Genomic DNA, 22,810 nt, shown 5'->3' on the forward strand with positions numbered 1-22,810 from the left:
CAGTCATCTCCCTATACGGGTTGCCGCCTCGCTCCGATGACTTGTTCTGACTTAACCGTTATGTCGGCAAGCACCGCTTCATCTAGCTCTACACCTAAGCCTGGCTGATCTGACACGACAATCTGACTTCCGTGAATCGCAAGCTGAGCCACATCCCGCGAAATGATCGTAGGTCCTGCCAGCTCGTTGGAAATGATGTTTTTCTTCGCCAGAGACAAATGTGCACCAGCTGCACTGCCAATCGAGGACTCCAGCATCGAACCGATCTGGCACTCCATCCCAGCCATTTCCGCCTGATTCACCAATTTGAGAGCAGGATAAATCCCTCCACTTTTCATCAGTTTGATGTTTACTTTATCTGCCGCTTTCTTCGCGATGACTTCCCGCATTTCCTTCGTGCCATGCAGTCCCTCGTCTACCATAATGGGAATCGTTGTTTGCCTGCGGATTTCCGCCAGCGCATCAAGATCATCTGCCAAGACAGGCTGCTCCATCCAATCAATGTGACAATCCTCGAGCTGTTTCAATACAAGCAAGGAGTTCGCACGGTTCTCCCACCCTTGGTTGGCGTCCACCCGTAGCCCTACGTTAGGGCCAACTGCCTCTCGAACTGCCCGGATTCGCTGGATATCTGTCTGAAGATCGGCTCCCACTTTTATTTTGATCGTGTCATACCCGGCTTCCACTGCTTGCCTAGCTTCAGCAGCCATGACCCCTGGCTCCAAAATGCTTAACACATAGGGGAAGGAAAGAGTCGTGTGATATTTTCCTCCCAAGAAATGATAAACAGGTTGACCAGCCGCCTTGCCCATCAGATCATAGCAGGCGATATCAATGGCGGCTTTTGCTGCTGGGGCTCCCCAAACAGCCTGGTTCATCTTCTCATGGATTCTCTCGATATCAAACGGATTCTCACCGATCATGACAGACGCCAGGTTATGAACGAGCATCGTATAGGTAGACTCCCACGTCTCTCCGGTCACATTTTGGTCCGGTACCGCTTCCCCTAGTCCAACCAAGCCATTGTCGGTCTCCACTTTTACAATAATGGACGGCATATCCTCATAAGAGGCGTACGCGATAATAAATGGGCGTTTTAGCGGCAACCTTATGGCATGAACCTTTACAGACGTTATTTTCATACTCGACTACCCTCCGTAGCTACTACTCGTGGAATGATTCGATAATAAAGGGACATGGCATTCACAGAGCCATCTTCGCCTTTTACAAAGCCAACTGTCAGCTCGCTTCCCTCTCTATCGGTGATAAATTGATGCTCCCCAATTGGTCGCAATAGATAGTTTAGTTGTTTTCCACCAAACGCATCCGACGTTTTATCTATCATCATCAGGACATCCTCTACCATATATACGATGATATCCACTCCTTCCCCACTAACGTATCGACCGACATACTCTTCTAATTGGCCAAGAGGGACACTGTATGTCTCGAATTGGTACTGTGGCGTATTCAATGGACGCCCTTCTACGGCATGAAGTGCTGTCAGAGTGGCTTTTTCGACGGGGCTTCCGATCAAATTGGCCAAGGCCATAGATGTAATACCCCGCTCGGGAACAATCGCTAAATGGGCAGCGACACCTTTGATCGCTCCACCGTGCTTGATCAAGGTACCCCCATAGTAGTCGGGTTGAATGGATAAGCCATATCCGTAGTACCTGCTGTAGCTGTTCTGGACATGCGGATAGATCATTTGTTTGACGCTCTCCTCGGATAAAATCCGTTCCTTGCCCACACATCCGCCCGTACGGAAAATTTCAGCGTAGTTCAACATGTCATTCACTGTTGAATTCAAATGCCCCGATGCCGCTACGAGTAACCCATCCTCCCAATTTGGATCAGGGTAAATCTCAGATACGCCATTGCTCTCTTTAAAATGATAGATGGTCGTTACATCCGGTAGGTGTGGCAGATCGCTCAGAAGGAAGGTGCTGCTCTTCATGTCTGCTGGTTCCAAAATATGCTCTTTGACATAAACGTCATACGATTTCCCACTCACTCTGGCAATGACCGCTCCCAGGAGAGAATAGCAATCATTCGAATAGCTGAACAATTGTCCTGGAGAGCCCACCAGCTCATATTCCGCCAGGGCAAGAGCTTCCATCAACTCTTCGAACGTGTAGATTGGTTTCTGGTACTCCTTTTTCAAGTAACGGTGTATCGGGTTATCCTCGTCAGCCATGTCTTCGAGCATGGAGTTGCGAATCGCCAAGTTATCAATGGGCAGCGGCGGTATGCCCGTCGTGTGCGTCATAAAATGATGAATCGTCATCTGCTCCGTCTTTTGACGATCCGGAGTACGAAACTCAGGGAGGTACTTGATCACCGGATCATGAACAGAGAGCTTTTTCGCTTCCTGTAGCTGCATGATCGCCATGCATGTAAAGGACTTCGTAACGGAGGCCAAACCCATCACGGTATCGGGAGTGATTTCGAGTTCCTTTTCCCGATCCCGGTAGCCAAAGCTTTTGCGAAACAGGCTCTGCCCATTCAGATTCACACCCATGACGAAGCCCGGAACTCTGCCTTCCTTCATTTCTCTTTCAACCAGTTGTTCCCACTCTACTGACCAGCCTTGCTGTCTCATTTCTTCCACCTCTTTCGAATGTTGTCATACCACGCCCTACTCGTTCACCCACATGTCCTGAATAATCAAGGATGCTAATGGATTTGGCTTGACGCCTTGAATCCGGTTACTGACGACCATGAATGTCTTTGCGGAATAGAGCGGAATCCAATAGGCCTGTTCCACGACTCTTTTTTGAATGTCTGCAAAAACCTGCTGCCGTAGCGCTTGATCTGTTGTCGTTCGTCCTTTATCTAGCAGGCTATCGAGCTGTTGATCACTGAGACGAAAGAAATTCAAGCCCCCGATCTGACTCGAATGCAATAACAAGTGCAAAATATCTGGATCGACGCTGCCATGACTCATTGAAAACATATCGAACTCGCCCTTCAGTGCCTGTTCAAGAGCTGTCGCTGATTCATACTTTTGGATATGCAATTCCACACCAATCTCTTTGAACATGCTTTGCACCAACTGATGTCCGGGATTTGTATCTTCGATGAGCATCGTCAGGCTGAACGTTTTCCCATCCTTTTCCCTTATCCCTTGCGCGTTTGGCTTCCATCCTGCCTCTTCCAGCAGTTGTCTGGCTTGATCAGCATTGTACCTGTAGCCGTACTGCTCTACTGCCGCATCGTATCCGATCATCGTTGGCGGGATCGGTCCGTAGACAGGCACCCCCTCTCCTTGCAGATCTGCCATGATCAATGCATCTTTGTTGATCGCCAGGTTCAGTGCTTTTCTCACGCGGACATCCTGCAAGATTTCATTTTCCAGATTCATCCCAATGAAGTACTCTGCAGGCTGCATTCCTTCCAACACCGTAAAATCTTTGTGATCCTTGTATTTCTTCGCGTCTTTCGGGGGTACAGTGGCAATATCAATCGTCCCGCTGTCGAGAGCAGCCATCATGGTCTGGTTGTCTTGAATAAATTTCAGAACGAACTTGTCTGGTCTCACTGGTCCTTGATTCTCAGCAAAAGGAGATGCCCACTTATACTCGTCGTTTCGTACCAGTGTGATCGATTCGCCTGTTTTCCAGCTCTCGAATTTCCACGGACCTACCCCGACAGGATTGCGCCCCAGCTCATTTCCGTATTTGTTTCGTGCCTCTATGGAAATGGGTTGCTGGTAGCCGCCATATGATAAGTTAGAAAGTAATGAAGCGGAGGGCTCATCCAAATGAAAGATCAATGTGGAATCATCAGGAGCTGAAATGGATTTGATCGAAGATACGTCCGGTCCCGTAACCGGTGAGGCTGTTTTTGGATCGAGTGCACGTTCATAGCTTTGCTTAAAAACTTCCGCAGTGAGCGGTGTTCCATCATGGAACTTCACGCCAGGGCGTATCTTGAACGTCATGGTCTTGCCGTCTTCCGAGATCGTGTACGATTCAGCCAGATGCGGCTTCAACTCAAACGTAAAGGGATCGAGGATCAGCAGAGCTCCCCCCAATAGGCCCCCGACAAAATTTCCCGCTGGCAACGACGTCTTTTGCGGGTCCAGCGTATCTGGCTCCATCTGGTAGCCCATGGTGATCGTCCCTCCCTTTTTGGGCTGGGAGTTTTTTGCTGGTTGATTTGCTTGCTTCTCGTCTGGAGCTGGAGCAGAACTGCAACCAACAATGGAAAAGACGAGTACACACATAAGTAAAACGCTGCGTATTTGGCCCTTTAACCGTTCTGGTAGCATGTCGGGACCTCCTTTTTCGAGTCATTTCCATTCGACGTCCATTCGCGTCGTTATATAGTCGTTAATTAGGTCGGATTGCTTCTAGGATGAGGGATGTGGGGGTCCCGGACTTCCTTCACAAACGGAAAAGCCGGGACAGGTTGATGTTACATGAGGAGAATCATGGATGATTAAGGCGATACACAGCCCGCGGGCGTCCTTGCTGATACGGCTGTTCTTCTCCGACGACCTCTACGACCTGATGCTCGATCAGCTTTTTCAAGGTTCTTTCTGAGCTGCGGCGACTGATTTGGAGGTACTCGGCTAAATCGGAAGCGGTGAAGCGGTTATCGCGGCGAAGCTTGACAAACTGCATGATTTTCGTGATGGTAGCGACACTTGCGCCAGTCTTCTCCGCGATTTCCAGCACTTCCTTGTTCTCACTTTTTAATCGGAACGTCTTCGATTCGGTATTTAACGGACCAATCACTTCTTTTTCATCCGTTACCAGATAGGCACTGCTTTCCTTTGCTTTCTGGGCATGATAAATCGCAATGCGTGCGTTGGCTTCGGCCTCTTTCGCGGTTAGGCCAAAACCAAACCCGATGACAATCGTCACTTTGGCAAGCAGATCGACATTACCCAATACTTGCATGATCTTCCCAGATTCAATCATTTGCTCGATGCTGCCTCTCGTGCCATAGATGATGAATTGATCCAGTCCCCATTTTTGAATGGAAGCATCAGTCTCTTTGACGAGCTCCAGCAGCTCTTGCAGCAAAATAATCGTCGCATCCTGCCATTGTGTCTCTACTGGCGGACCATCATTTTGCTGGATCGCTACAATTCCCACAGCGATCTGCGAATTTTTGCTAATTTTCAATTGACCATAAGCAACGGCTTGATTGACAGCATCGCGAATATTCTTATCGGGACTGACGAGCGATGCGGAAGGGATGTTCATCTCACGCAATCGACTGTATACGTAGTCAACGCCAGTCAGAGCAAAATGGCTCTTTTTCTGTTCCCAGCGCTCCTTGTGGAACTGGATAATCGCCTCTACGTCAAATCTCGTCCCGCCTTCTTCAATAATCTCACTGTAGTCTTTTACATACCAAGGCGTAGAAGTAATGCCCAATTCTTCACCCACCTTCTCAATATACGCCGCTTTTGGCAAATCTATCGAGATGCGGTCCAGTCCTCCCGGTACGTTTAGTAAGGTATGAAACAAAGAGAGGGAAATGGTATATTCATCGATCGGGATGTACACAGCAGGCAGCTTCTTTTGCTCTACCTTTTCCTTGGCAAAAAAATAAGGAAGTGGGCCAGCAAAAAGCAGCACGTCGCAGTCATGGATTTGATCAAGCAACGCAGCGCTCTCTTTGGGGTTTTGGTATGTATACGAAGTCAGTTGAATGTAATCGATGGATTGGGTATGCTTCAAGATCCTTGGCAAAAATTCTTCCGAAGAGATTACTGCTATCGTAATGGTCAATGTTCCACTCCCTCATCTCTCTATGATTTCCACACGTCCTTGAACACGCGGATGAAGTTTTTGCCCAAAATACGCTCAATCGCTTCATCCTTGTACCCTCTTTTGGCAAGGGCACGCACAAGCTCTGGAACCTTGGTATGTCCTTTTACGACATCAAAATCTTTGCGTCCTGCTTGGATAAACACATTGGGAGAATCATATTTCATGAATGGCTCGATGTTGTCCAGACCCAGTCCGACGTGTTCAACTCCAACCAGCTTCACGATGTGATCGACGTGGTTGATCAAGTGCTCGATATCAGCCTGGTCGTCTGTGTCCGCTACGAACAGATTGACGCCATTGATGCCGATTACGCCGTTGGTGAATGCGATCGCCCTGATTTGTTCATCCGTCAGATTGCGCATGGAGCTGGCTAATGTCCGACAGTTGGAATGAGAAGCGATGATGGGCTTACGCGCTACCTCGATCAGATCCCAGAAGCCTTCGTCATTCAGATGGCTGACATCAATGATGATGCCCATTGCTTCTGCCTCTTCGACGACGCGGATGCCGAACTCGGTGAGCCCTCCCTTGCGCCCTTCCCGTACCGGACTAAAATGACTGCCATCTCCAACGAAGTTCCGTCTGCTCCACACAAGACCCATAAGGCGCACGCCCAGCTCGTAAAAAACACGGAGCATACTCAGATCATTATATAACGGTTCCGCGCCTTCCAGAGAGAGCACAAAACCAATTTTCCCCATTCGCTTCGCGGTCTCGATGTCACTCACACTTTTGCAAACCATGATTTTCTCAGGCGATTCATCTGCCTCTGCGTGCAACGCGCTGATTTGTTGCAGTGCTTTTCTCAAGCCCATCTCCGGCAGAAATTTGTTGTCGATATAAATCGCTGCGACAACTGTATGCACCCCACCCGCGACGAAATCAGGTAAATAATCCGTTTCAATCACTTTTCGTCTGCCATGCTCCCGCTGAATGGCAACATCCAGCAAAAGGTCAAAATGCCCGTCGATTCCATGTGTCATGCCTCATGCTCCCCCTGTTATTTCAGGTTTTCCGGGTTAAGTGGTGCAAGCTCCGGTAAAAGAAAGCGTCCGTCTCTGCGAATCAAGTGGTCATCGAACCAAATCTCACCGCCACCGTACTCCGGGCGTTGAATCATGACCATGTCCCAATGGATGTTTGACTTGTTGCCATTGGATGCCTCGTCATAGCATCGTCCCGGGGTAAAGTGGAAGCTGCCGTCGATTTTTTCATCGAATAAAATATCCTGCATAGGCTCCCGAATGACCGGGTGAACCCCCAAAGCAAATTCCCCAATGTACCGGGCACCTTCATCCGTATCCAAAATGTTGTTCAAACGCTCTGTGTCATTGGCTGTGGCGTTAACAATCTTCCCGTCCACAAACTCCAAGCGCACCTTTTCAAAGGTAAAGCCTTGGTAAGGCGAGGGCGTGTTAAACGATAGGACACCGTTCACCGAATCGCGAACAGGGGCCGTAAACACTTCACCGTCTGGTATGTTATAGTGCCCCGGACACGGAATCGCTGGAATGCCTTTGATGGAGAAGGTCAGCTCTGTGCCAGGTCCCGTGATTTTTACGCGGTCAGTTCGCTCCATCAGCTCCTTGAGCGGCTGCATGGCTTTTGCCATTTTGGCGTAATCCATTGTGCAGACATCAAAGTAAAACTGTTCGAACGCTTCTGTACTCTTATTCGCCAACTGCGCCATGGAAGGCGTCGGATAACGGAGATAGACCCATTTCTTTTTGAGACGCACAATACTTACCTCTTTGAAAAAGGACGTAGCCAGCTTCATCTGCTCATCCGGGACATCAGACATTTCGTTGATGTTCAGCCCACCCTCGATGATGATGCACGCTTGCATTTTTTCCATTCGTTCTTTGTCCATCTCTGCCCCTAAACGGAATTGCTCCTCTGTTCCCGCCAGCAATAACTGACGGCTTATCGAGGATTCACGCAGGTTCACAAAAGAATGTCCACCTGCTCGCGAAACTGCTTTGATTAGCTCCTTTATCAGAGCGGTGTCCACCTCCATCGCATCAATCAGCACGTTATCTCCCGGCTGAACATTCGTAGAGTAATTCACCAAAACATTCGCCAGCTTCGTAAGACGTTTGTCCAACATCTATCTATCACTCCTGCTCCTTTATTTTTCATAAAGATGACAGGCAACCAGTCTGCCATCTGTTTCTATAAATGGAGGGGCTTCTGTCTTGCACACGTCCATGCACGCCCAACAGCGCGGGTGAAACTTGCAGCCCTGCGGCGGATTGGACGGAGACGGCAGATCCCCTGTTAACATGATTCGTTCTTTTTTCTCGTCAGGATCGGTGATAGGAATGGCGGAGAGAAGTGACTGTGTGTAGGGATGCATCGGACGTTGAAACAGCTCTTCTTTTTTCGCCAGCTCAATTACTTCTCCCAAATACATCACCGCTACACGATCGGCTATATGCTCGACAACACTCAAATCATGCGAGATAAAAAGATACGTGAGCGAAAACTGCTCCTGCAAATCCTGAAGCAAATTGAGAATTTGCGATTGGATCGATACATCCAGAGCGGACACAGGCTCGTCAGCTATGATGAGCTTTGGCCTGAGCATCAAGGCGCGAGCGATCCCGATTCTTTGCCTTTGTCCTCCGGAAAACTCATGGGCGTATCGCGACAAATGATTTTTGTTCAAACCGACGATTTCCATCGTTTCTTCGATCATGGCTGTACGCTCGCGCTTTGGGATACCATGGGCAATCAATGGCTCTGACAAAATGTGCTGGATCGTCAGCTTTGGATTGAGGGTATCAAATGGATTTTGAAACACCATTTGCATATCACGCCGCAGCTTCTGCATGTCTGCCTTCTGTAAGCTGCGGATATTTTGACCCTCGAACACGATCTCGCCGTCTGTCGGCTCGATCAAACGCAAAATGCATCTGCCCAGTGTTGACTTGCCACAGCCTGACTCTCCCACGATTCCCAACGTTTCACCTGCGTTGACAGTCACGTTCACTCCATGGACGGCATGCACGTAACTCGGCTGCTGGAACCACCCTTTGCGGACAAGGAACTTCTTATTCAGGTTCTTCACTTGCAAAAGAGGCGTCTTCATCCATTCACCGCCGTGCTTTCCCTATTCTCTCGATACAGCCAACAACGGCACTCCGACTGTTGATCCACATCCAGCAACGGGGGATTTAGTTCCAAACAGACAGGCATCGCCTTCTCACATCGCGGAGCAAAACGACATCCCTGCGGATAATTATCGGGAGTCGGCACACTTCCCGCGATACTGTGCAATCTCTTCTGGCCTTTGGCATTATGTGGCGTTGATTTGATCAAGCCCATGGTGTACGGATGCTTGGGGCTGCGCAGCAGTGTGCGAACATCAGCCGCTTCAATGACCTGCCCGGCATACATCACCAGTACCCGGTCACATGTCTCGGCGACGACGCCCAAATCATGCGTGATCATGATGAGCGACATGCCCAGCTCTCTTTGGATTTTTTTCATCACATCCAATATTTGCGCCTGGATCGTTACGTCTAGTGCAGTTGTCGGTTCGTCTGCTATCAACAGCTTTGGATGACAAGCAATCGCCATCGCGATCATCACGCGCTGTCGCATCCCCCCTGACAGACGATGCGGGTACTCGTGATAGATTTCATTGGCACGTGAAATGCCTACCTGCGTCAACAGCTCGAGCACTCTTTGTCTCGATTGGACTCTGTTCATGCCCTCGTGCTTTTCCAGTCCTTCGCTCAATTGCTTGCCGATGGTCAGTACGGGATTCAGCGAAGTCATTGGCTCCTGAAAGATCATGGCGATCTCTTTTCCTCTGATCTTCTGCATCTCTGTTTCGCTATAGCGCAAAAGATCGGCTCCGTTCAGTTGAATACGGCCTGCAATGCTTCCGTTTTTACCGAGCAAGCGCATCATGGATAGAGAGGCAACGCTTTTTCCACACCCTGATTCTCCAACGATCCCGACCGATTCACCTTTTTTGACCTGCAAGCAAAGATTGTCCACCACCCTGAAAGCCCTTTCATTTTTCAAAAAAGTGGTAGTCAATCCCGTCACTTCCAACACGTTTGTCACGTTACTCACTCCTTTTTTGGGAACGGAAGCTCGAAAACTATGATTTGGGATCAAAGATATCGCGCAATGCATCCCCGAGCAGATACACCGTAAAGACGACTGCCGTAATCGCAAGACCGGGAAAAGTAGCAAGCCACCAAGCTTCTCGCAAGTAATTTTTCCCTTCATTCAGCATCGTTCCCCACTCAGGTGTAGGAGGCTGGGCACCCAAGCCGATAAAACCCAGTGCCGAGGTTCCCAAAATGGCACTCCCTATGAACATAGTCGTATAGACGATCAGCACGTTGGAGATGTTCGGAATGAACTGGCGCGTAATGATCCACCAATTCGAGCTGCCGATGGAGCGGCTTGCTTCCACATAGCCGGATTGCTTAATCGAGAGTGCTGCACCACGAATCAGAATCGAAAAGGCCGGAATCGATGATATTCCAATTGCAATCATCGCATTTTCCTGACTCGGTCCGAGCACAGCTACAATGGCTAGAGCAAGCACAATGCCGGGCAACGCCAGCATGATGTCCATGATTCTCATAATCAAATTATCAACAATTCCTCCGAGGTAAGCACAAGTCACACCAATCAGCGTTCCTGCTACAAACGTCATGACAGACGCCAGCACAGCTACGGTCATTGTCACTCTTGTTCCGTACAGCATCCGGGATAAAATATCGCGGCCAATCGCATCTGTCCCTAGCCAGAAGTCTTTCGACGGTCCTTGCATAAATGCTTCGTAGTACGTTTTCGTTGGATCATGCGGAGCGATCCACGGCCCGATAATTCCCAGTAAAACAATGCAGAGCATCATCAGGAAGCTGTATTTCGCTTTCTTTTGCTGCATGATCTTCTCCCATAATTCGAAACGAGGCATAGACCATTGCTTGCTCCAGAACACGTTACGCCCCCTCCTTCGCGGCGTAGTCAATGCGCGGATCGAGAACCGCGTACAGGACATCAATCAAAATGATAACGAGGACATACACAGCCCCTATAAACAGTGTCGTTCCTTGAATCATTGGAAAATCCCGCGAGCTAATCGCTTGAATCGCCAAAGTCCCCACTCCTGGCCAGCCAAAAACCTGCTCGACAATCACAGCCCCGCCCAGCAAGCCAGCCAGTTCCAGGCCAATGACAGCCACAATCGGAATCATCACATTGCGAAAAGCGTGCCGCAGCAGCACAATTCGTTCATTCATCCCTTTCGCGCGTGCTGTTCGGATATAGTCATTGGACAAAACCTCCACCATGCCCGCACGAGTGAGTCGGCTGAGTGCGGTCGCCGTCAATATCCCCAAGGTAAACGCTGGAAGAACCATGTCTTTTAGTCCCGTCCCTCCCGCAATCGGAAACCAGCCCAGATGGACGGAGAACACAAGGATGACGAGTAAGCCCAGCCAAAAGCCGGGTATGGACATCCCAAAGGTGGAAAAGGTCATGATCGCTCCGTCGATGGGTGTATCCTTGTATTTCGCCGCTAGGACACCCAGCCCGATACCGATCACAACTGCCACCACGAGGCTGGCTACTGCCATTTTTGCTGTCGCGGGAAAACGATCGGCAATTTCTGTGCTGACAGGTCGACCCGTTTTCAGGGAAGTGCCGAGATCTCCTTTCAAAACGCCAGAAGCATAGTCGAGATACTGGACAACCAAAGGTTTGTTCAAGCCCAGCTCTCCTCGAAGCGACTCGATTTGTTCTACAGTCGCCCGCTGCCCCAGCATGATCCGCACAGGGTCTCCGGGGATGAGATGAATGAGCAAAAACGTAAAAACGGAGAGTCCAAACAGGACAAGGATGCCCGACAATAGGCGCTTCACAATATACTGCTTCATGAGGTCTTCACCCAGATGAGTGAAACCGTATAAACTAGCTTCTTCTTGTTGCGTTCCTGCACTTTGCTCTCCTCCCTCTTTCTTCACTAACGACACTTGTCGTTATAGTGTCGTTATTAATTAAAGATAGTCTATTCCAAATTCACAGAAAGTTCAACTCGTTTTTTCTCGCCCCATTCAAAAAGAGCATGGTCCCTTTTACCATGCCCCTTCTGAAGTATCGTTCCGTCGTCATTCCTTGCCGTGCCTCATCTGTAGCAATACGTTTGCCGTTAGCTGTGGATGACTGAGGGGAAAATGATGAGCAACGGAGAGCCTTTCAATCTCTACATTCGCTTTCCTGAATGCATCCTCTGCTCCTTTTGTCAGTTGATACGTTTTATCCTGAGTTCCCCATACGATCTGGGCTGGAAAAGGGAAAGGCTGTGTTGCTGCCGCCATTTGCCGGAATTCGTTCATAAAGTAGCGCAGCACGTCTGTATGCGTCTTGCTGATGCGCGGGGATTGCAGGAGCTTCCCTGCCTTTTCTACATAGCCTTTTGGCATTTCCTCCGTAGACTGAAATACCCCTTGCTCAAGCATTGCTTTTTCCAATTTGGCTGACGTTAACTGCTTTTGCAAAAAAAGCTGAAGGAGGGCTGGACTCTTCCCCAATCCCGCCAGCAGCCGAGAATACTTCGGGGCATGCAGGGGTGGCTGCAAAAGGTATAGCTTCTCGATTTTTTCTGGTACTCGCTTTGCTGCCTCCCATGCCAAAAACCCGCCAAATGAATGTCCTGCAAGATGAACCGGAGACGGCAGCTGTCGCAATGCCTCGGCCACTGCCTCGATAAAGCCCTCGAGCGGTTTTTCGTGATGGTGATAGGGCGATCTGCCAAACCCGGGCAAATCCAATAACCATACTTCCTGTTCACCCAACTGTTCAGCGAGCGGGAGTAAATCGCTCATCTCACTGAAAAGCCCGTGCACGAGCAGCCACGGAGTACCCGAGCCTTCTTTCTTGTACGCGGCCATGCCTGCGATTTGCTCTCGGTGAAAGCTAGGAGGTATTTTCTGATCCTTGACCGACAAACGGTAGTCCAGATCGGCAATCACACTGGGAAGATACGCCGCTACGTCGTATGCATCGATGCCTTTTTTCGCTTTCATTTGCTGAAAGGGAGTGAGCGGGAAGTCTTTCTTTACGAGAAAATCCATCGAATTGGCAGGTACCCCGAGCAAGCCGCTGCCGCCGTTATGCAAGATTTTTTTCAAGACCGATACCGGGAAAGGAATGGTTGGTGGCTTCATCCGTAATTCTTTAGCCATCAACGAAATCAGCTCTGAAAAAGCTGGCGTGGCACTCCGCTCATTTAAGGCGTAATACGTTTGATGCTCGATGTGATTTGTCTCTACAATCCCCACAATGACCTGGGCAAAATCATCGACGGAAAGCAAGGGCAGCCACCACTCCTTACCACCGGGAAGAACAGGGATCTTACCACGCCGCATGGAGCTGATCACGAGCCCGAATCCATCTGTTTGTTCTGTGTTCCCGGTGCTTCGCGGGCCTATGATCGTACACGGATTTACCACGACCAGCGGCATTCCTTTTTGATACGCCTCTTGTCTGAGGTATAGATCTGCCAGAAACTTGTATTTCTCGTAGCCCCCTGCCTCTTGATAAAAATCGGTTGGCGCAAAAACATCTGTCGCCAGCTTTCCACTCTCATCGTCAAACGGACTCATGTAGCCAACGATATGAATCAGCTTTTGTAGACGCTGTTGTTTATGCAATTCGTTCGCTAGTGCTGCAAGGTGACTTGCTCCTTGTAAAATCAATTCCCTCGCCACCGTTTCATCCAGCGAAATATCCATCGGGGCACCTGCATGGATGATAATAGTTGCGCGCAATACCTGCTCGTAATCGCTCGCTGATAATCCCAAGCCCTCCTTTCGCAAATCACCCCGCACGGCCTTGCAATTGGACCTCTCTGTTGGTGTCATCTGCATCAGCAATTCATCCCACTTCTCGGGCGAACGAACCAGCGCCAGCACGGTATGACCAGCTCGTGCCAGTTGTTTTGTTACTTCCTTACCGATAAATCCAGTCGCACCGGTTATAAAAACGACAGCCATTGTTTCTGCCTCCTTTATATTTATAGTACTAGTCAGTACTAATTCACTTCAAAAAAATCCTACACTTGAATCAAGTGTAGAAGTGTCTGACCTGCGCCTACGAGTACCTGTGCATGACCCTGCGATTCAGCCATGAGCATCGCTCCCTCCATAATGGTCACGAGCAAGACTGCCGTTTGCTGAATCGAGATATTTTCCTTGAATTCTCCACGGGCGATTCCCTCCACGAGCAGCTTTTCCGCTAGGTTCTGCCATTCGATCAGGAACTCGTTGATTCGCGCTTTGACCTCTGGTATTTGTGCCGACAGCAAGGAAAGGATCGGACAGCCTCCTACACAGGAGCGGCCCTCCAGTTCTTCTGCGATGGTGGTAAAAATCAGACCTACCCGTGCGGAAACAGACAGGTCTGTCCGTTGCAAGATGGCTTCCAGTGCTCCTCTCAGGACGTTGATTCTGTAGCCGAGTACAGCTACGACGAGCTCCTCCTTGCTTTTGAAGTGGTAGTAAATGTTGGACTTGGAGACTTTGCTCTGTGCTACGACGTCATCCATGCTGGTATTCATGAGTCCTTTTTGCAAAAACAAATCGGATGCAGTGACGATGACATGGTCACGGTTTGAGGTTCGTTTCATGATTAGTACTATATAGTACTAACAGGTGATTGTCAATCAGTGGAGGAGAAGAAAAAGCGCAGTCCTCTTCGACTCTGACACGCCCGCAAGGGAGATTGACTGTTCGTCTCCACTTCAAAAAGGGGACCGTCGAGCCAAAGCCACCCTACGGGCGGAAGGTTCTCGAAGAAGAAGTGTTCGACAAGCGTGGTCCCCTTTTTGAAGTTCCGACTGGGTAGGCGTTGTCAAGGTCTGCGAGCCCTGCGCTTTTTCTTCTTGCCAGCTTTGTTGGTTCAATCGCTACCTTTTAAAACCTCGTATAAAAAAGAAAAGGTTGATGCCGTCTAATACGGTATCAACCTTCACCCATTAACTGATCGCAAGCCTGTTACATTTCGTTAAGGCAGCAAGCATGGCAATCACCAGCTCATTTTCCCGGCTATCTCGTGCCCTTCTGAGATATAGGCAACGCAAAAAGTTTTTGCTGTTCACTCTAGCGATAACCTGAGTACGACTTTTCGGCAGTTCTGCACAGCTTGCGAGACCATTGATCCAGTCAGCGAGTTCCTGTTCTGAAAGCAAACCTTTGTCTATCATGGTATCTACGATGCTCGCAAGTCGTTCGTCCTCTTCGTCATTGAAAATGTGCTTTCCGTTATGGAGCACGCCCTGGATGGCTTGAAGAACGTCTCGCTGTACAGCTTCGTCGCTCTCTGGGCACTGCACCAGCTCTACGAATACGTCTGCACCGTGAGCTGTACTGTGAGCCCAGCCTCCCTCGGACAAATAGCCACGCAAGTCCTTCTCCTCTTGAAAATAGCGGAGCATGGCATTTTTGACGTGCTGGAAATCGGCAAGCTCCAAAAAGGGCTTCTGTCTGTGACGGCGCAAAATCAATGCAATCGGCAACGAAGAGAATGTCCTCGTAAATACAGATGGATCACCCTCGCTGCCGATCTGATAGAACAAATGCTTTTCGTCGGTCAGTTCTCGCAGGAGGCTGCGCAATTGCGCCTCCGTCAGCTTGTCCTCGTCGAGAATCCAATAATAAAATGCCGGGTAGATGAGATTATCCCGCAATTCCGGGTCAGGGTCCCCAATGTATTGTAGCAATAGTCCGACGAAATCCTCCAGTTGTTCCCCTTCACGAATCAGGTATTGTTCCTGCTCCAATCTTTGCAGGTCCAGTATAAGCTGGGTTCTTGTATCGCTCATGTGTTCATCCCCCTTAACATAATCAAAATTTCCTCAATCACCATTTCCGGTTCATCGTGGTGAATATAATGCCCGCTGCGAGTAGCCATTCTTTGCTTGTTTGACATCGAAAGCCTAGTGAAATCGGCCTGCAGACGTTGATCGATTGCTAAGATTTCCTCGTTCGGCCACTCCTCGTCCCACGCGTCCGGCAAGCCTCTCGTAATAATCGTGACAGGTATGTCGCTTTGCCGAAAAGAGTCATCGATTTCTTGATAGCTCCGTATCTTATCGATTTTCTCGCTGTTTTGCATCGGATTCTCGTAATAGTCTCGATTGGCTGCGATCAGGTTATCAGGCAAAACCTTTTCATAGGCGAGCTCCTTATATTCAGGAGCAGCGTCCACCAACACCAGCCCCGAAACAAGCTGCGGATACAGGCTCGCAAACAATCTGGCAACCAAACCGCCAAAAGAATGTCCGACCAAAATACAAGGCGTCTCCACCTTTATCTCTTGCAGCAAGTCATACAGCTCCTCGACCAGATCACGGCATGTCCGGGGTACGACTTCTGGTGCTGCACTCCTACCGATCCCCGCCCGATCATAGGATAAGGTAGACGCTTCCTGCGAAATGCGGTCTTGAACGATCTTCCATGTCTCACTGCTATCGCCCATTCCTGCTAGGAAGATCACACAAGGTGCCCCACTTTTTCGTGAATACAGCCTATGTATCCGTCGAGACATGATCCCAATCAGCCTCCATGTAACGAACCAGCCAATTCAATGCTCTGTGTCTTTCAACGACTACTTCATCATTCAAACCGCCCGCAACCGTGCGATTGTTAATCCGCGCATCCACGCATGCCCAGTCATAGCGGTAGATTAGATCTGCTTGGTCGAGAATCTCTTGTTTGCTTCTCACAACCGCATTGCTGTAGAAGGTGTCATAGTCACCTGCGCTTCTGAGAGCGTCAATCGCGGTGTTAACATCACAAATGCCATCCGGGAAATGGAGCTCTTCCACATAGCCGAGTGCCCACAGCAGTACCCAGTAGCATTCGTACATCCAAACCATCTGAATCATATCGGTTCGGTCTGGCTGTGGATCATTCAAGAAGTCTCTCTCTTTTTCCGTAAAGAATTCAGCAGCGCCAAACTGCTCAATAATTCCCTCGATGAACTCCCGCTCTTCCTTGATTTGTCCGTTTTCAGCGATCCCTCCGGCATATACCGCAATCAAGCATAGGGCAATCGCTCGCTGAACCATCTCGTCCTTGCTCCTGATGACAGCATCCTCGTCCCCTACGATGACAGGAAGATGCGGGATGTACGGAATGCCCTGCTCCTGCAATAGCTTGATGCTCCGCTCCTTGCGCGCTTCTCCTGACTGGGAGGGCTGAATATGTCCATCGATCAGATCCACGCTGACGGTCACCAGAAAATCGTCCACTTCGGACTCTCCTGCCGTGTTGAGAATCAGCCTTCCTTGATTATCCAGCATGTCACCGGTAGGAAGAAAGACGATCCCGTGTACTTCTTCGGCAATCGCCATAATGGCCGCAAACGTCTTCTGGTCGAATTCCTTGCTCGCCACGATTCCTACCGCCACATTGAGCGCTGTAATTTGGTACAACAGCTTTTGCTGAATTTTCTCGTGTACCGTTTCAACCTGTGCGAAGTAGCCGTACATCCCTTTTTTCATCTGGAGAAACGCTTCTTGGTCATCGTCCTCGCGCATAAGATTGAAGGTGATCTTGCTCTTGCTAAACCATTTTTTATCTGTCACGGTCACGGCCCGCTCGTCTGCGGATACCTCTACCAATTGATCACGAAAAGCCTCGACAATCGCAGCGACGACTTTCTCGCATTGTTGGATGGAGACATAGATGGTACATTGATTCATCTGACAAACTCCTTTGCTGGGCAAACATTTTCAAAGTGCCGAATTTTGTGATCAATAGTCAATTATGGTATTCTTATCCTGTTTAATCAAGCACAAATCTTTATAGTTATCGGCGAATCTATCACGACGATTGAAGGTGAAACCTATGAAAAACATCCTAGTAGAGGAGTTCTCTCCCATTTGTCCGATTCAAGCTTTTGTCGAAGAGGATGAGAATGGCGTCTTTTTTTATTTGTGGGATTATCCCGGTGAGGAGCATGCCAGCATTCGCTCTTGTTGGGTAAGAAATTACGGACCTGCACCGGACTCGATCGATTTCGCTGCCATGCAGGATGGTCAAGCTCCCATGCTTCCACGCGATTGCTGCGCTCATCCAGATGGAGCGGACAGGCTGGACCCGGAGCAGCTCTCGATTGTCTGGCTGGAGGAAGGCGATGCAGCGGCGCTTTTGTACGAGGATGAGGTGCTGTGTGTGATTCCTGGCTGGGCTGGCCCTTCCCCGGACGGCTCGCACTATCCTTCGTATGCGCGAGATTGCACCGGAGAATCTGATTTATGCTTTCCGCTGGGAACACCAGAGTCGAACGCCATGTTTGCCCGTATCGAGGCTGCCCAGCATTTTTGGGCGAGCTGGGATGGCAACCCTTGGCCTGACATCCAGCAGCAGTTCATGGACGCGATTACCTCGACTCTCGGCCCAGTTAAACAGTATTACGGCATCGACGGCGGTCACTGGCCCCCGAAAGCATTGGTGACCATCGAAAAAGGAGACATTACCTATGCGATGACCCTCGGCGTATCCATTTTGCGTCAGCCAAAAGTCGAGCAGTATACAGAAGAGCCAGAGCAATTACGCCGATTCGAGCTGGCCTTTGCCTGCGAAACCAAATGGCTCGCCCAAAACGAGCAGCAATTGCTGGCCTACATCAGCGGCCAAACCTCTCTGCCGTGGTCATATATGACCTTCCTCGCACAAGGTCATACCATTCCGTGCCAGGAAATCAGTCAGATCAACAGCCGCTTCTCCTCCATGCTGCTTGCAAAACCTGAGGATGCACCGAGCATTCCACTTCCGCTCATGGCAGGAGATCCTGTGAATTTGTTATGGATGATTCCGATTACTTCGGAGGAACAGCAGTATGCGGAAATGCATGGTTCTGAGCAATTGATTCAACACTCTGCGGGCGATGGTACGGATTGGATTTTTAACGGGGAATCAAAATTTATGAAATAAATATGACTGGAGCAAAAAGCCGGGAGGGCGCCGATGAAAATTAGCTTCTTTCCAATCATGTTTATCCTTATTACTTTCACAATGACAGCCTGTTCTAACGAGAAAACCTTTCAAACGAATCAAACCGAGATAGATAGGCTACAAGCTGAAATCACTCAATTGAAAGACAAAAACAAAGAACTCGAAGCCTCTTTAGTTGAAGAAAAACAAAAGAATGATATGAATACTAAAACCTACGAAATACGAGATATCGTTGATCTACAGGCAAGAGAGATTTTTCGAGCTATGATGAAGGATGATACTGAAAAGGTTAAACAGTATATTTCCAAGCAAGCTGGTGTGGAAGGAAAGAATTTTGTTTATAAAGTGGAGAATGAAATCATAACCATGCCATTTGTTATGGAGGGAAGCACTTTTCGTCAGAGGTCTTTCGGTATATATAAAGATGGGCGATTTATTACAAATTATGAAGTATGGTTAAACGATGAGACTTACTCAGGAACACTAGAATTAGGCTTCATAGAGGAAAATAACGTATGGAAACTAAGTAGTATGCAAGGCGATAGATAAAACATAAAAGCCCTCAAAAACGAGGGCGTCAGCTTGAATATTCTTTCATAAAGTGATTCCTAAACCTTCCTTGCCTGCAGTCGACGGTCCTCCTCTTCTGCAGGCTTTATACCTTAGACCCACTACAGGTCAAGCAGCTCCATTCGCTCCATCTCTTTCTTCCTCTTTGCCTTCATCGCTCTTCTGCCTTCCGACCAAGCCAATGATAGAATCGCGATCCCACCAATTGCTACCAAGATCAATGTCAATTCACTGCCTTCTTTAAATAAACCAGTAACATAACCGTAGATCAGGTACGCAAAAAAGAAGCCCGGGAAAATAGCCCCCCAATAAGCGTGATTCAGTCTTCCGAGTAAATTTTGCATCCCCACAATACCGAGCCCAACCAAAAATGGAATCATCCCTGTACTCATCTGTTTTCATCTCTTTCTTGTTTGTATTTTTCAATAATGAGCTTGGCTACCTCCAGACTCATCCGTTCGTCAATGACCAGGTTTTTGATCATTTGCACGAACTCTACTTCCGCTTCCTTGCTATGTAATTCAATCTTTTTAATGATTCGGTCGAGCTTGGCCCTCACTGTTGGGTACGATACACCGTACTCATCAGCCATCCCCTTGAGAGAACCCGAACTGATAATAAACTTCCTGATAAATTCGAGCGTCTCCTTGTCCAGAGCTAACACCCAAGATGGAATTTCGTCGCGTTCCATGAATCGCCCCGCCTCCTAACTTTAATTATTTTAAGATAAACTTTAATTTTATTCAAGTATTCTTTAATAAAACGAAAATCAACCATAAAAAAGGAGCATCCTCACCTGATGCTCCTGATCGTGTCCCCATTTTACTCAGCCTTCGTTAATCGAATATCCATCCAATGTGCCCAACGCTCATCATTGCCCAGCAATTCCCAAGTACCAATGAGCGCATTGCCATCAACACTAAACGTACCGCTAAAACGCTCGGTTGTCCCTGTGATCGTCCAATCTCTGCCTAATAAATTCGCATGGTAGGAAGCCACGCTTCCGTAATTGTCATAAGCGTGCGTGAAGTACATTCGACTAGTCGCATCATAGCCGATGATCTCAATGGTCTTGACTTCTTTATCCCCCATCATGCCATCTACATGGTGAATCAGAAAATATCCCCCAGGCAGCCATTCGTAGGTATCGGTTGCTTTCAACTTCGCGGCTGGCCCAGCAGGACTTTCCATAATCAGTCCCTCTGTCACCCATTTCCCCACAAAAATGTTCAGACGTGTAAGAGCTGGATCAGGCTCGGGTGCCTCTTGAGAAATAGGATTGACATGTTCATTCATCACTCGGAATACCTCCTTATCGATCAGTTAATTACTGTTAATTCTAGGACTTTCATGGATGATATGCTTCTTATGGATTGCTATTTCACTTCCCCCGAGCCAATAAAAACCCCGCTCCTCATGATGAGAAACGGGATCACCTATTTTTATTTGAACTCCTTTCCTGTTACTGCATCTAGCCTAAAGCCAGAAATCGTGTCCATCGTTTTGTATTTGTTTTTTGTCCTATGAAAAAAACCACCCTTTCAGGTGGCGGTTTTCATGACCCGTGAGCAGTAGATAGCGACTCTTCTGGTACCTCTGTTTGAAAATGTGCTCCCCATTCTCGCAAATACTCAATGACAGGTCCCAAGCCTTGCCCTAGCTCGGTCAATTCGTACTCTACTTTTGGCGGAACGACCGGATACACTTCACGCTTTACGATTCCTGCTTCCTCCAACTCTCGCAATTGTTCTGCCAGCATTTTATGATTCACACCGATTATATTTTTCTTTAATTCTCCGTACCTTTTTTTCCCTTTGAACAGCTGACAAATAATTGATACCTTCCATCGTCCCGCAAAAACTGAGACGGCAAGCTCGATCGGGCAAGGATATTCCTTGCCATTTAACAGGTACCTCATCGCTGGTTTCTTCTTCATCCCACTCACTTCCCTTTTCGTAAGTATTAACCGAAAAAGTGCGTACTTACTTTTCTTTAGTGTATTCGGTATGCTCAGTTTTGTAAAACATAAAACACCCATTTTCTATCAACGGTTTCATAATCTTATTCGAAAGTAGGATGACATTATGCGTAAAGATCAAATCATTGAAGCTTATCAATTCAGACATGCTTGCAAAGAGTTTGATGCGGATAAAAAAATTACGAAGGAAGACTTTGACTTTATTATGGAGACTGCTCGCCTGTCGCCCAGCTCCTTTGGTTTTGAGCCATGGAACTTCCTCTTGCTGCAAGATCCGACTCTTAGAGAAAAGCTGTTACCAGTCACATGGGGTGCGCAAAAACAACTGCCGACATCAAGTCATTTCGTCATCGTACTGGCGCGGACCAAACAAGAAATGGCCGCTGATTCCGAATATATCCAGCATATGATGAAAGACACGCAGGAGTTGCCAGAAAACGTCGTACAACAAAAAGGCGCTGCCTACGATCACTTCCTGAAAAACGATTTCGCCCTGTTTGATGACGAGCGTGTGATGTTCGAATGGGCATCCAGACAGACCTACATCGCACTTGGCAATATGATGACGTCTGCTGCGATGATCGGCATTGATTCCTGCCCCATTGAAGGCTTTGCAAAAGAAAAGGTCGAGGATATCCTAGCAGCGGAGGGCCTCCTCGACAGAGAGCGCTTCGGCGTCGCTTGCATGGTCGCATTTGGCTACCGGAAAAATGAGCCCCGTGCGAAAACGAGACAAGCGAAGGAAGAGGTTATTCGTTATATCGGGTAAAACCAATGATTGGCTTCACGTAAAAAGCATTCGTATTCCGAATGCTTTTTGTCGTTTTATATAAATTTCAGTGAGTCTTCCTTAATCAATAAATGTGAAAAATCAGTGAACAAAACTAGCATATATTTACAATTCTCCAAAAAATTGATATGTTGTATTTGTCCCAAATTTTACATTTTCAGGAGGAATTTACATGAAGAAGTTTGCTACTACTGGTCTACTTGCCCTAACACTCGTACTAAGTACATCTGCATCTGCATTTGCTGCCGTATACCATGATAATGAGCCAAACAATAACAGAGACTCTGCAAATATTTTTCATGTAGCTGATGGAAACCAAATTAACGGTAAACTGGATAGAAATAATGGAGACCAACAAGATTACTACAAGTTTACTCCTACCGTAGATCAAAAAGTCCGTTTTCAACTCGCCTACTCCAAAGCTCCTAAGCAAGAATTCAAACTAATATTGGGTTCAAACGAGACTACTTTAACGAAAGATTATTTCGATGTAAATTTGGTTGCTGGAAGAGAATACATTTTTAAAGTTGAAGGACACTCTTACAATTACGATTACAATAACTTCAATTATTCTGTATATACTTATGTGTTACCAAACTAATAAACATGACAAAGTCGCCAGCACTGGCGACTTTTTCTCTATTCTTTCCTGAAAATAACAGCTATCGCCAAAACTGCAAGCGATAGCTGC

General features: G+C 48.1%; 23 protein-coding genes. 4 read left to right on the forward strand and 19 right to left on the reverse strand.

What is annotated here, in order from left to right; genetic code table 11:
* Window positions 1–11: 11 nt before the first annotated feature.
* From AB432_RS26565 to AB432_RS26640, 15 genes are all read right to left on the reverse strand, one after another.
* Window positions 12–1,142 (reverse strand): mandelate racemase/muconate lactonizing enzyme family protein, encoded by a 1,131-nt coding sequence (locus AB432_RS26565; RefSeq protein WP_048034858.1) that lies wholly within the window; start codon window positions 1,140–1,142, stop codon window positions 12–14.
* Window positions 1,139–2,605, reverse strand: coding sequence for a serine hydrolase domain-containing protein (locus AB432_RS26570; RefSeq protein ID WP_048034859.1), 1,467 nt, complete (start codon window positions 2,603–2,605; stop codon window positions 1,139–1,141). The genes AB432_RS26565 and AB432_RS26570 overlap by 4 nt, the downstream gene beginning before the upstream one ends.
* Window positions 2,606–2,641: 36 nt before the next feature.
* Entirely contained in the window at window positions 2,642–4,276 is a 1,635-nt protein-coding gene (locus AB432_RS26575) for an ABC transporter substrate-binding protein (RefSeq protein WP_048034860.1), read from the reverse strand.
* A 160-nt stretch (window positions 4,277–4,436) separates the two neighbouring features.
* Window positions 4,437–5,750, reverse strand: coding sequence for a helix-turn-helix domain-containing protein (locus AB432_RS26580; RefSeq protein WP_048034861.1), 1,314 nt, complete (start codon window positions 5,748–5,750; stop codon window positions 4,437–4,439).
* A 20-nt stretch (window positions 5,751–5,770) separates the two neighbouring features.
* Window positions 5,771–6,775 carry a dipeptidase gene (locus tag AB432_RS26585; RefSeq protein ID WP_048034862.1) on the reverse strand — a complete coding sequence of 335 codons (1,005 nt, stop codon included), beginning with the start codon at window positions 6,773–6,775 and terminating at the stop codon, window positions 5,771–5,773.
* 17 nt (window positions 6,776–6,792) lie between these two features.
* Complete coding sequence (locus AB432_RS26590; protein WP_048034863.1) at window positions 6,793–7,899, reverse strand: aminopeptidase; 1,107 nt, start codon at window positions 7,897–7,899, stop codon at window positions 6,793–6,795.
* 21 nt (window positions 7,900–7,920) lie between these two features.
* A complete protein-coding gene (locus AB432_RS26595; protein ID WP_048034864.1) occupies window positions 7,921–8,883 on the reverse strand; it encodes an ABC transporter ATP-binding protein in 963 nt (320 codons plus the stop codon).
* Window positions 8,880–9,869, reverse strand: a complete 990-nt coding sequence (locus tag AB432_RS26600; RefSeq protein WP_048034865.1) for an ABC transporter ATP-binding protein — start codon at window positions 9,867–9,869, stop codon at window positions 8,880–8,882. Before AB432_RS26600 ends, AB432_RS26595 begins: the two co-directional genes overlap by 4 nt.
* Window positions 9,870–9,906: 37 nt before the next feature.
* Window positions 9,907–10,761 carry an ABC transporter permease gene (locus AB432_RS26605; protein WP_048034866.1) on the reverse strand — a complete coding sequence of 285 codons (855 nt, stop codon included), beginning with the start codon at window positions 10,759–10,761 and terminating at the stop codon, window positions 9,907–9,909.
* Between the two features lies 1 nt (window position 10,762).
* Window positions 10,763–11,698 (reverse strand): nickel ABC transporter permease, encoded by a 936-nt coding sequence (nikB, locus tag AB432_RS26610; protein WP_048035972.1) that lies wholly within the window; start codon window positions 11,696–11,698, stop codon window positions 10,763–10,765.
* 231 nt (window positions 11,699–11,929) lie between these two features.
* Window positions 11,930–13,816, reverse strand: coding sequence for an alpha/beta fold hydrolase (locus AB432_RS26615; RefSeq protein ID WP_048034867.1), 1,887 nt, complete (start codon window positions 13,814–13,816; stop codon window positions 11,930–11,932).
* 59 nt (window positions 13,817–13,875) lie between these two features.
* Entirely contained in the window at window positions 13,876–14,448 is a 573-nt protein-coding gene (locus AB432_RS26620) for a TetR/AcrR family transcriptional regulator (RefSeq protein ID WP_048034868.1), read from the reverse strand.
* A gap of 348 nt (window positions 14,449–14,796) precedes the next feature.
* Window positions 14,797–15,642, reverse strand: a complete 846-nt coding sequence (locus tag AB432_RS26630; RefSeq protein ID WP_048034869.1) for a DUF2785 domain-containing protein — start codon at window positions 15,640–15,642, stop codon at window positions 14,797–14,799.
* A complete protein-coding gene (locus AB432_RS26635; protein WP_082196004.1) occupies window positions 15,639–16,367 on the reverse strand; it encodes an alpha/beta fold hydrolase in 729 nt (242 codons plus the stop codon). Before AB432_RS26635 ends, AB432_RS26630 begins: the two co-directional genes overlap by 4 nt.
* Window positions 16,348–17,526 carry a DUF4272 domain-containing protein gene (locus AB432_RS26640; RefSeq protein WP_048034870.1) on the reverse strand — a complete coding sequence of 393 codons (1,179 nt, stop codon included), beginning with the start codon at window positions 17,524–17,526 and terminating at the stop codon, window positions 16,348–16,350. Before AB432_RS26640 ends, AB432_RS26635 begins: the two co-directional genes overlap by 20 nt.
* A gap of 145 nt (window positions 17,527–17,671) precedes the next feature.
* Between AB432_RS26640 and AB432_RS26645 the strand changes: the two genes are divergently transcribed.
* Both AB432_RS26645 and AB432_RS26650 read left to right on the forward strand, forming a co-directional pair.
* Window positions 17,672–18,760, forward strand: coding sequence for a suppressor of fused domain protein (locus tag AB432_RS26645; protein WP_048034871.1), 1,089 nt, complete (start codon window positions 17,672–17,674; stop codon window positions 18,758–18,760).
* Window positions 18,761–18,793: 33 nt separating this feature from the next.
* Window positions 18,794–19,330 (forward strand): hypothetical protein, encoded by a 537-nt coding sequence (locus AB432_RS26650; protein ID WP_048034872.1) that lies wholly within the window; start codon window positions 18,794–18,796, stop codon window positions 19,328–19,330.
* Window positions 19,331–19,452: 122 nt separating this feature from the next.
* Here the strand turns inward: AB432_RS26650 and AB432_RS26655 are convergent, their stop codons facing one another.
* The 4 genes from AB432_RS26655 to AB432_RS26670 form a co-directional block, all read right to left on the reverse strand.
* Complete coding sequence (locus tag AB432_RS26655; RefSeq protein ID WP_048034873.1) at window positions 19,453–19,743, reverse strand: hypothetical protein; 291 nt, start codon at window positions 19,741–19,743, stop codon at window positions 19,453–19,455.
* Complete coding sequence (locus AB432_RS26660) at window positions 19,740–20,042, reverse strand: DUF2089 family protein (RefSeq protein WP_048034874.1); 303 nt, start codon at window positions 20,040–20,042, stop codon at window positions 19,740–19,742. The genes AB432_RS26655 and AB432_RS26660 overlap by 4 nt, the downstream gene beginning before the upstream one ends.
* 131 nt (window positions 20,043–20,173) lie before the next feature.
* Window positions 20,174–20,647 (reverse strand): DUF1579 family protein, encoded by a 474-nt coding sequence (locus tag AB432_RS26665; RefSeq protein WP_048034875.1) that lies wholly within the window; start codon window positions 20,645–20,647, stop codon window positions 20,174–20,176.
* 259 nt (window positions 20,648–20,906) lie between these two features.
* Window positions 20,907–21,287, reverse strand: a complete 381-nt coding sequence (locus AB432_RS26670) for a winged helix-turn-helix transcriptional regulator (protein WP_048034876.1) — start codon at window positions 21,285–21,287, stop codon at window positions 20,907–20,909.
* Between the two features lie 148 nt (window positions 21,288–21,435).
* Here AB432_RS26670 and AB432_RS26675 point away from each other — a divergent pair, with 148 nt between their 5' ends.
* A complete protein-coding gene (locus AB432_RS26675) occupies window positions 21,436–22,098 on the forward strand; it encodes an NAD(P)H-dependent oxidoreductase (RefSeq protein WP_048034877.1) in 663 nt (220 codons plus the stop codon).
* 193 nt (window positions 22,099–22,291) lie between these two features.
* Window positions 22,292–22,720: a hypothetical protein gene (locus AB432_RS26680; protein ID WP_048034878.1), complete on the forward strand. Its 429-nt coding sequence runs from the start codon at window positions 22,292–22,294 to the stop codon at window positions 22,718–22,720.
* The last annotated feature ends 90 nt before the right edge of the window (window positions 22,721–22,810 follow it).

Origin of the sequence: Brevibacillus brevis, assembly GCF_001039275.2 — a bacterium.
Taxonomy (GTDB): Bacteria; Bacillota; Bacilli; order Brevibacillales; family Brevibacillaceae; genus Brevibacillus; species Brevibacillus brevis_C.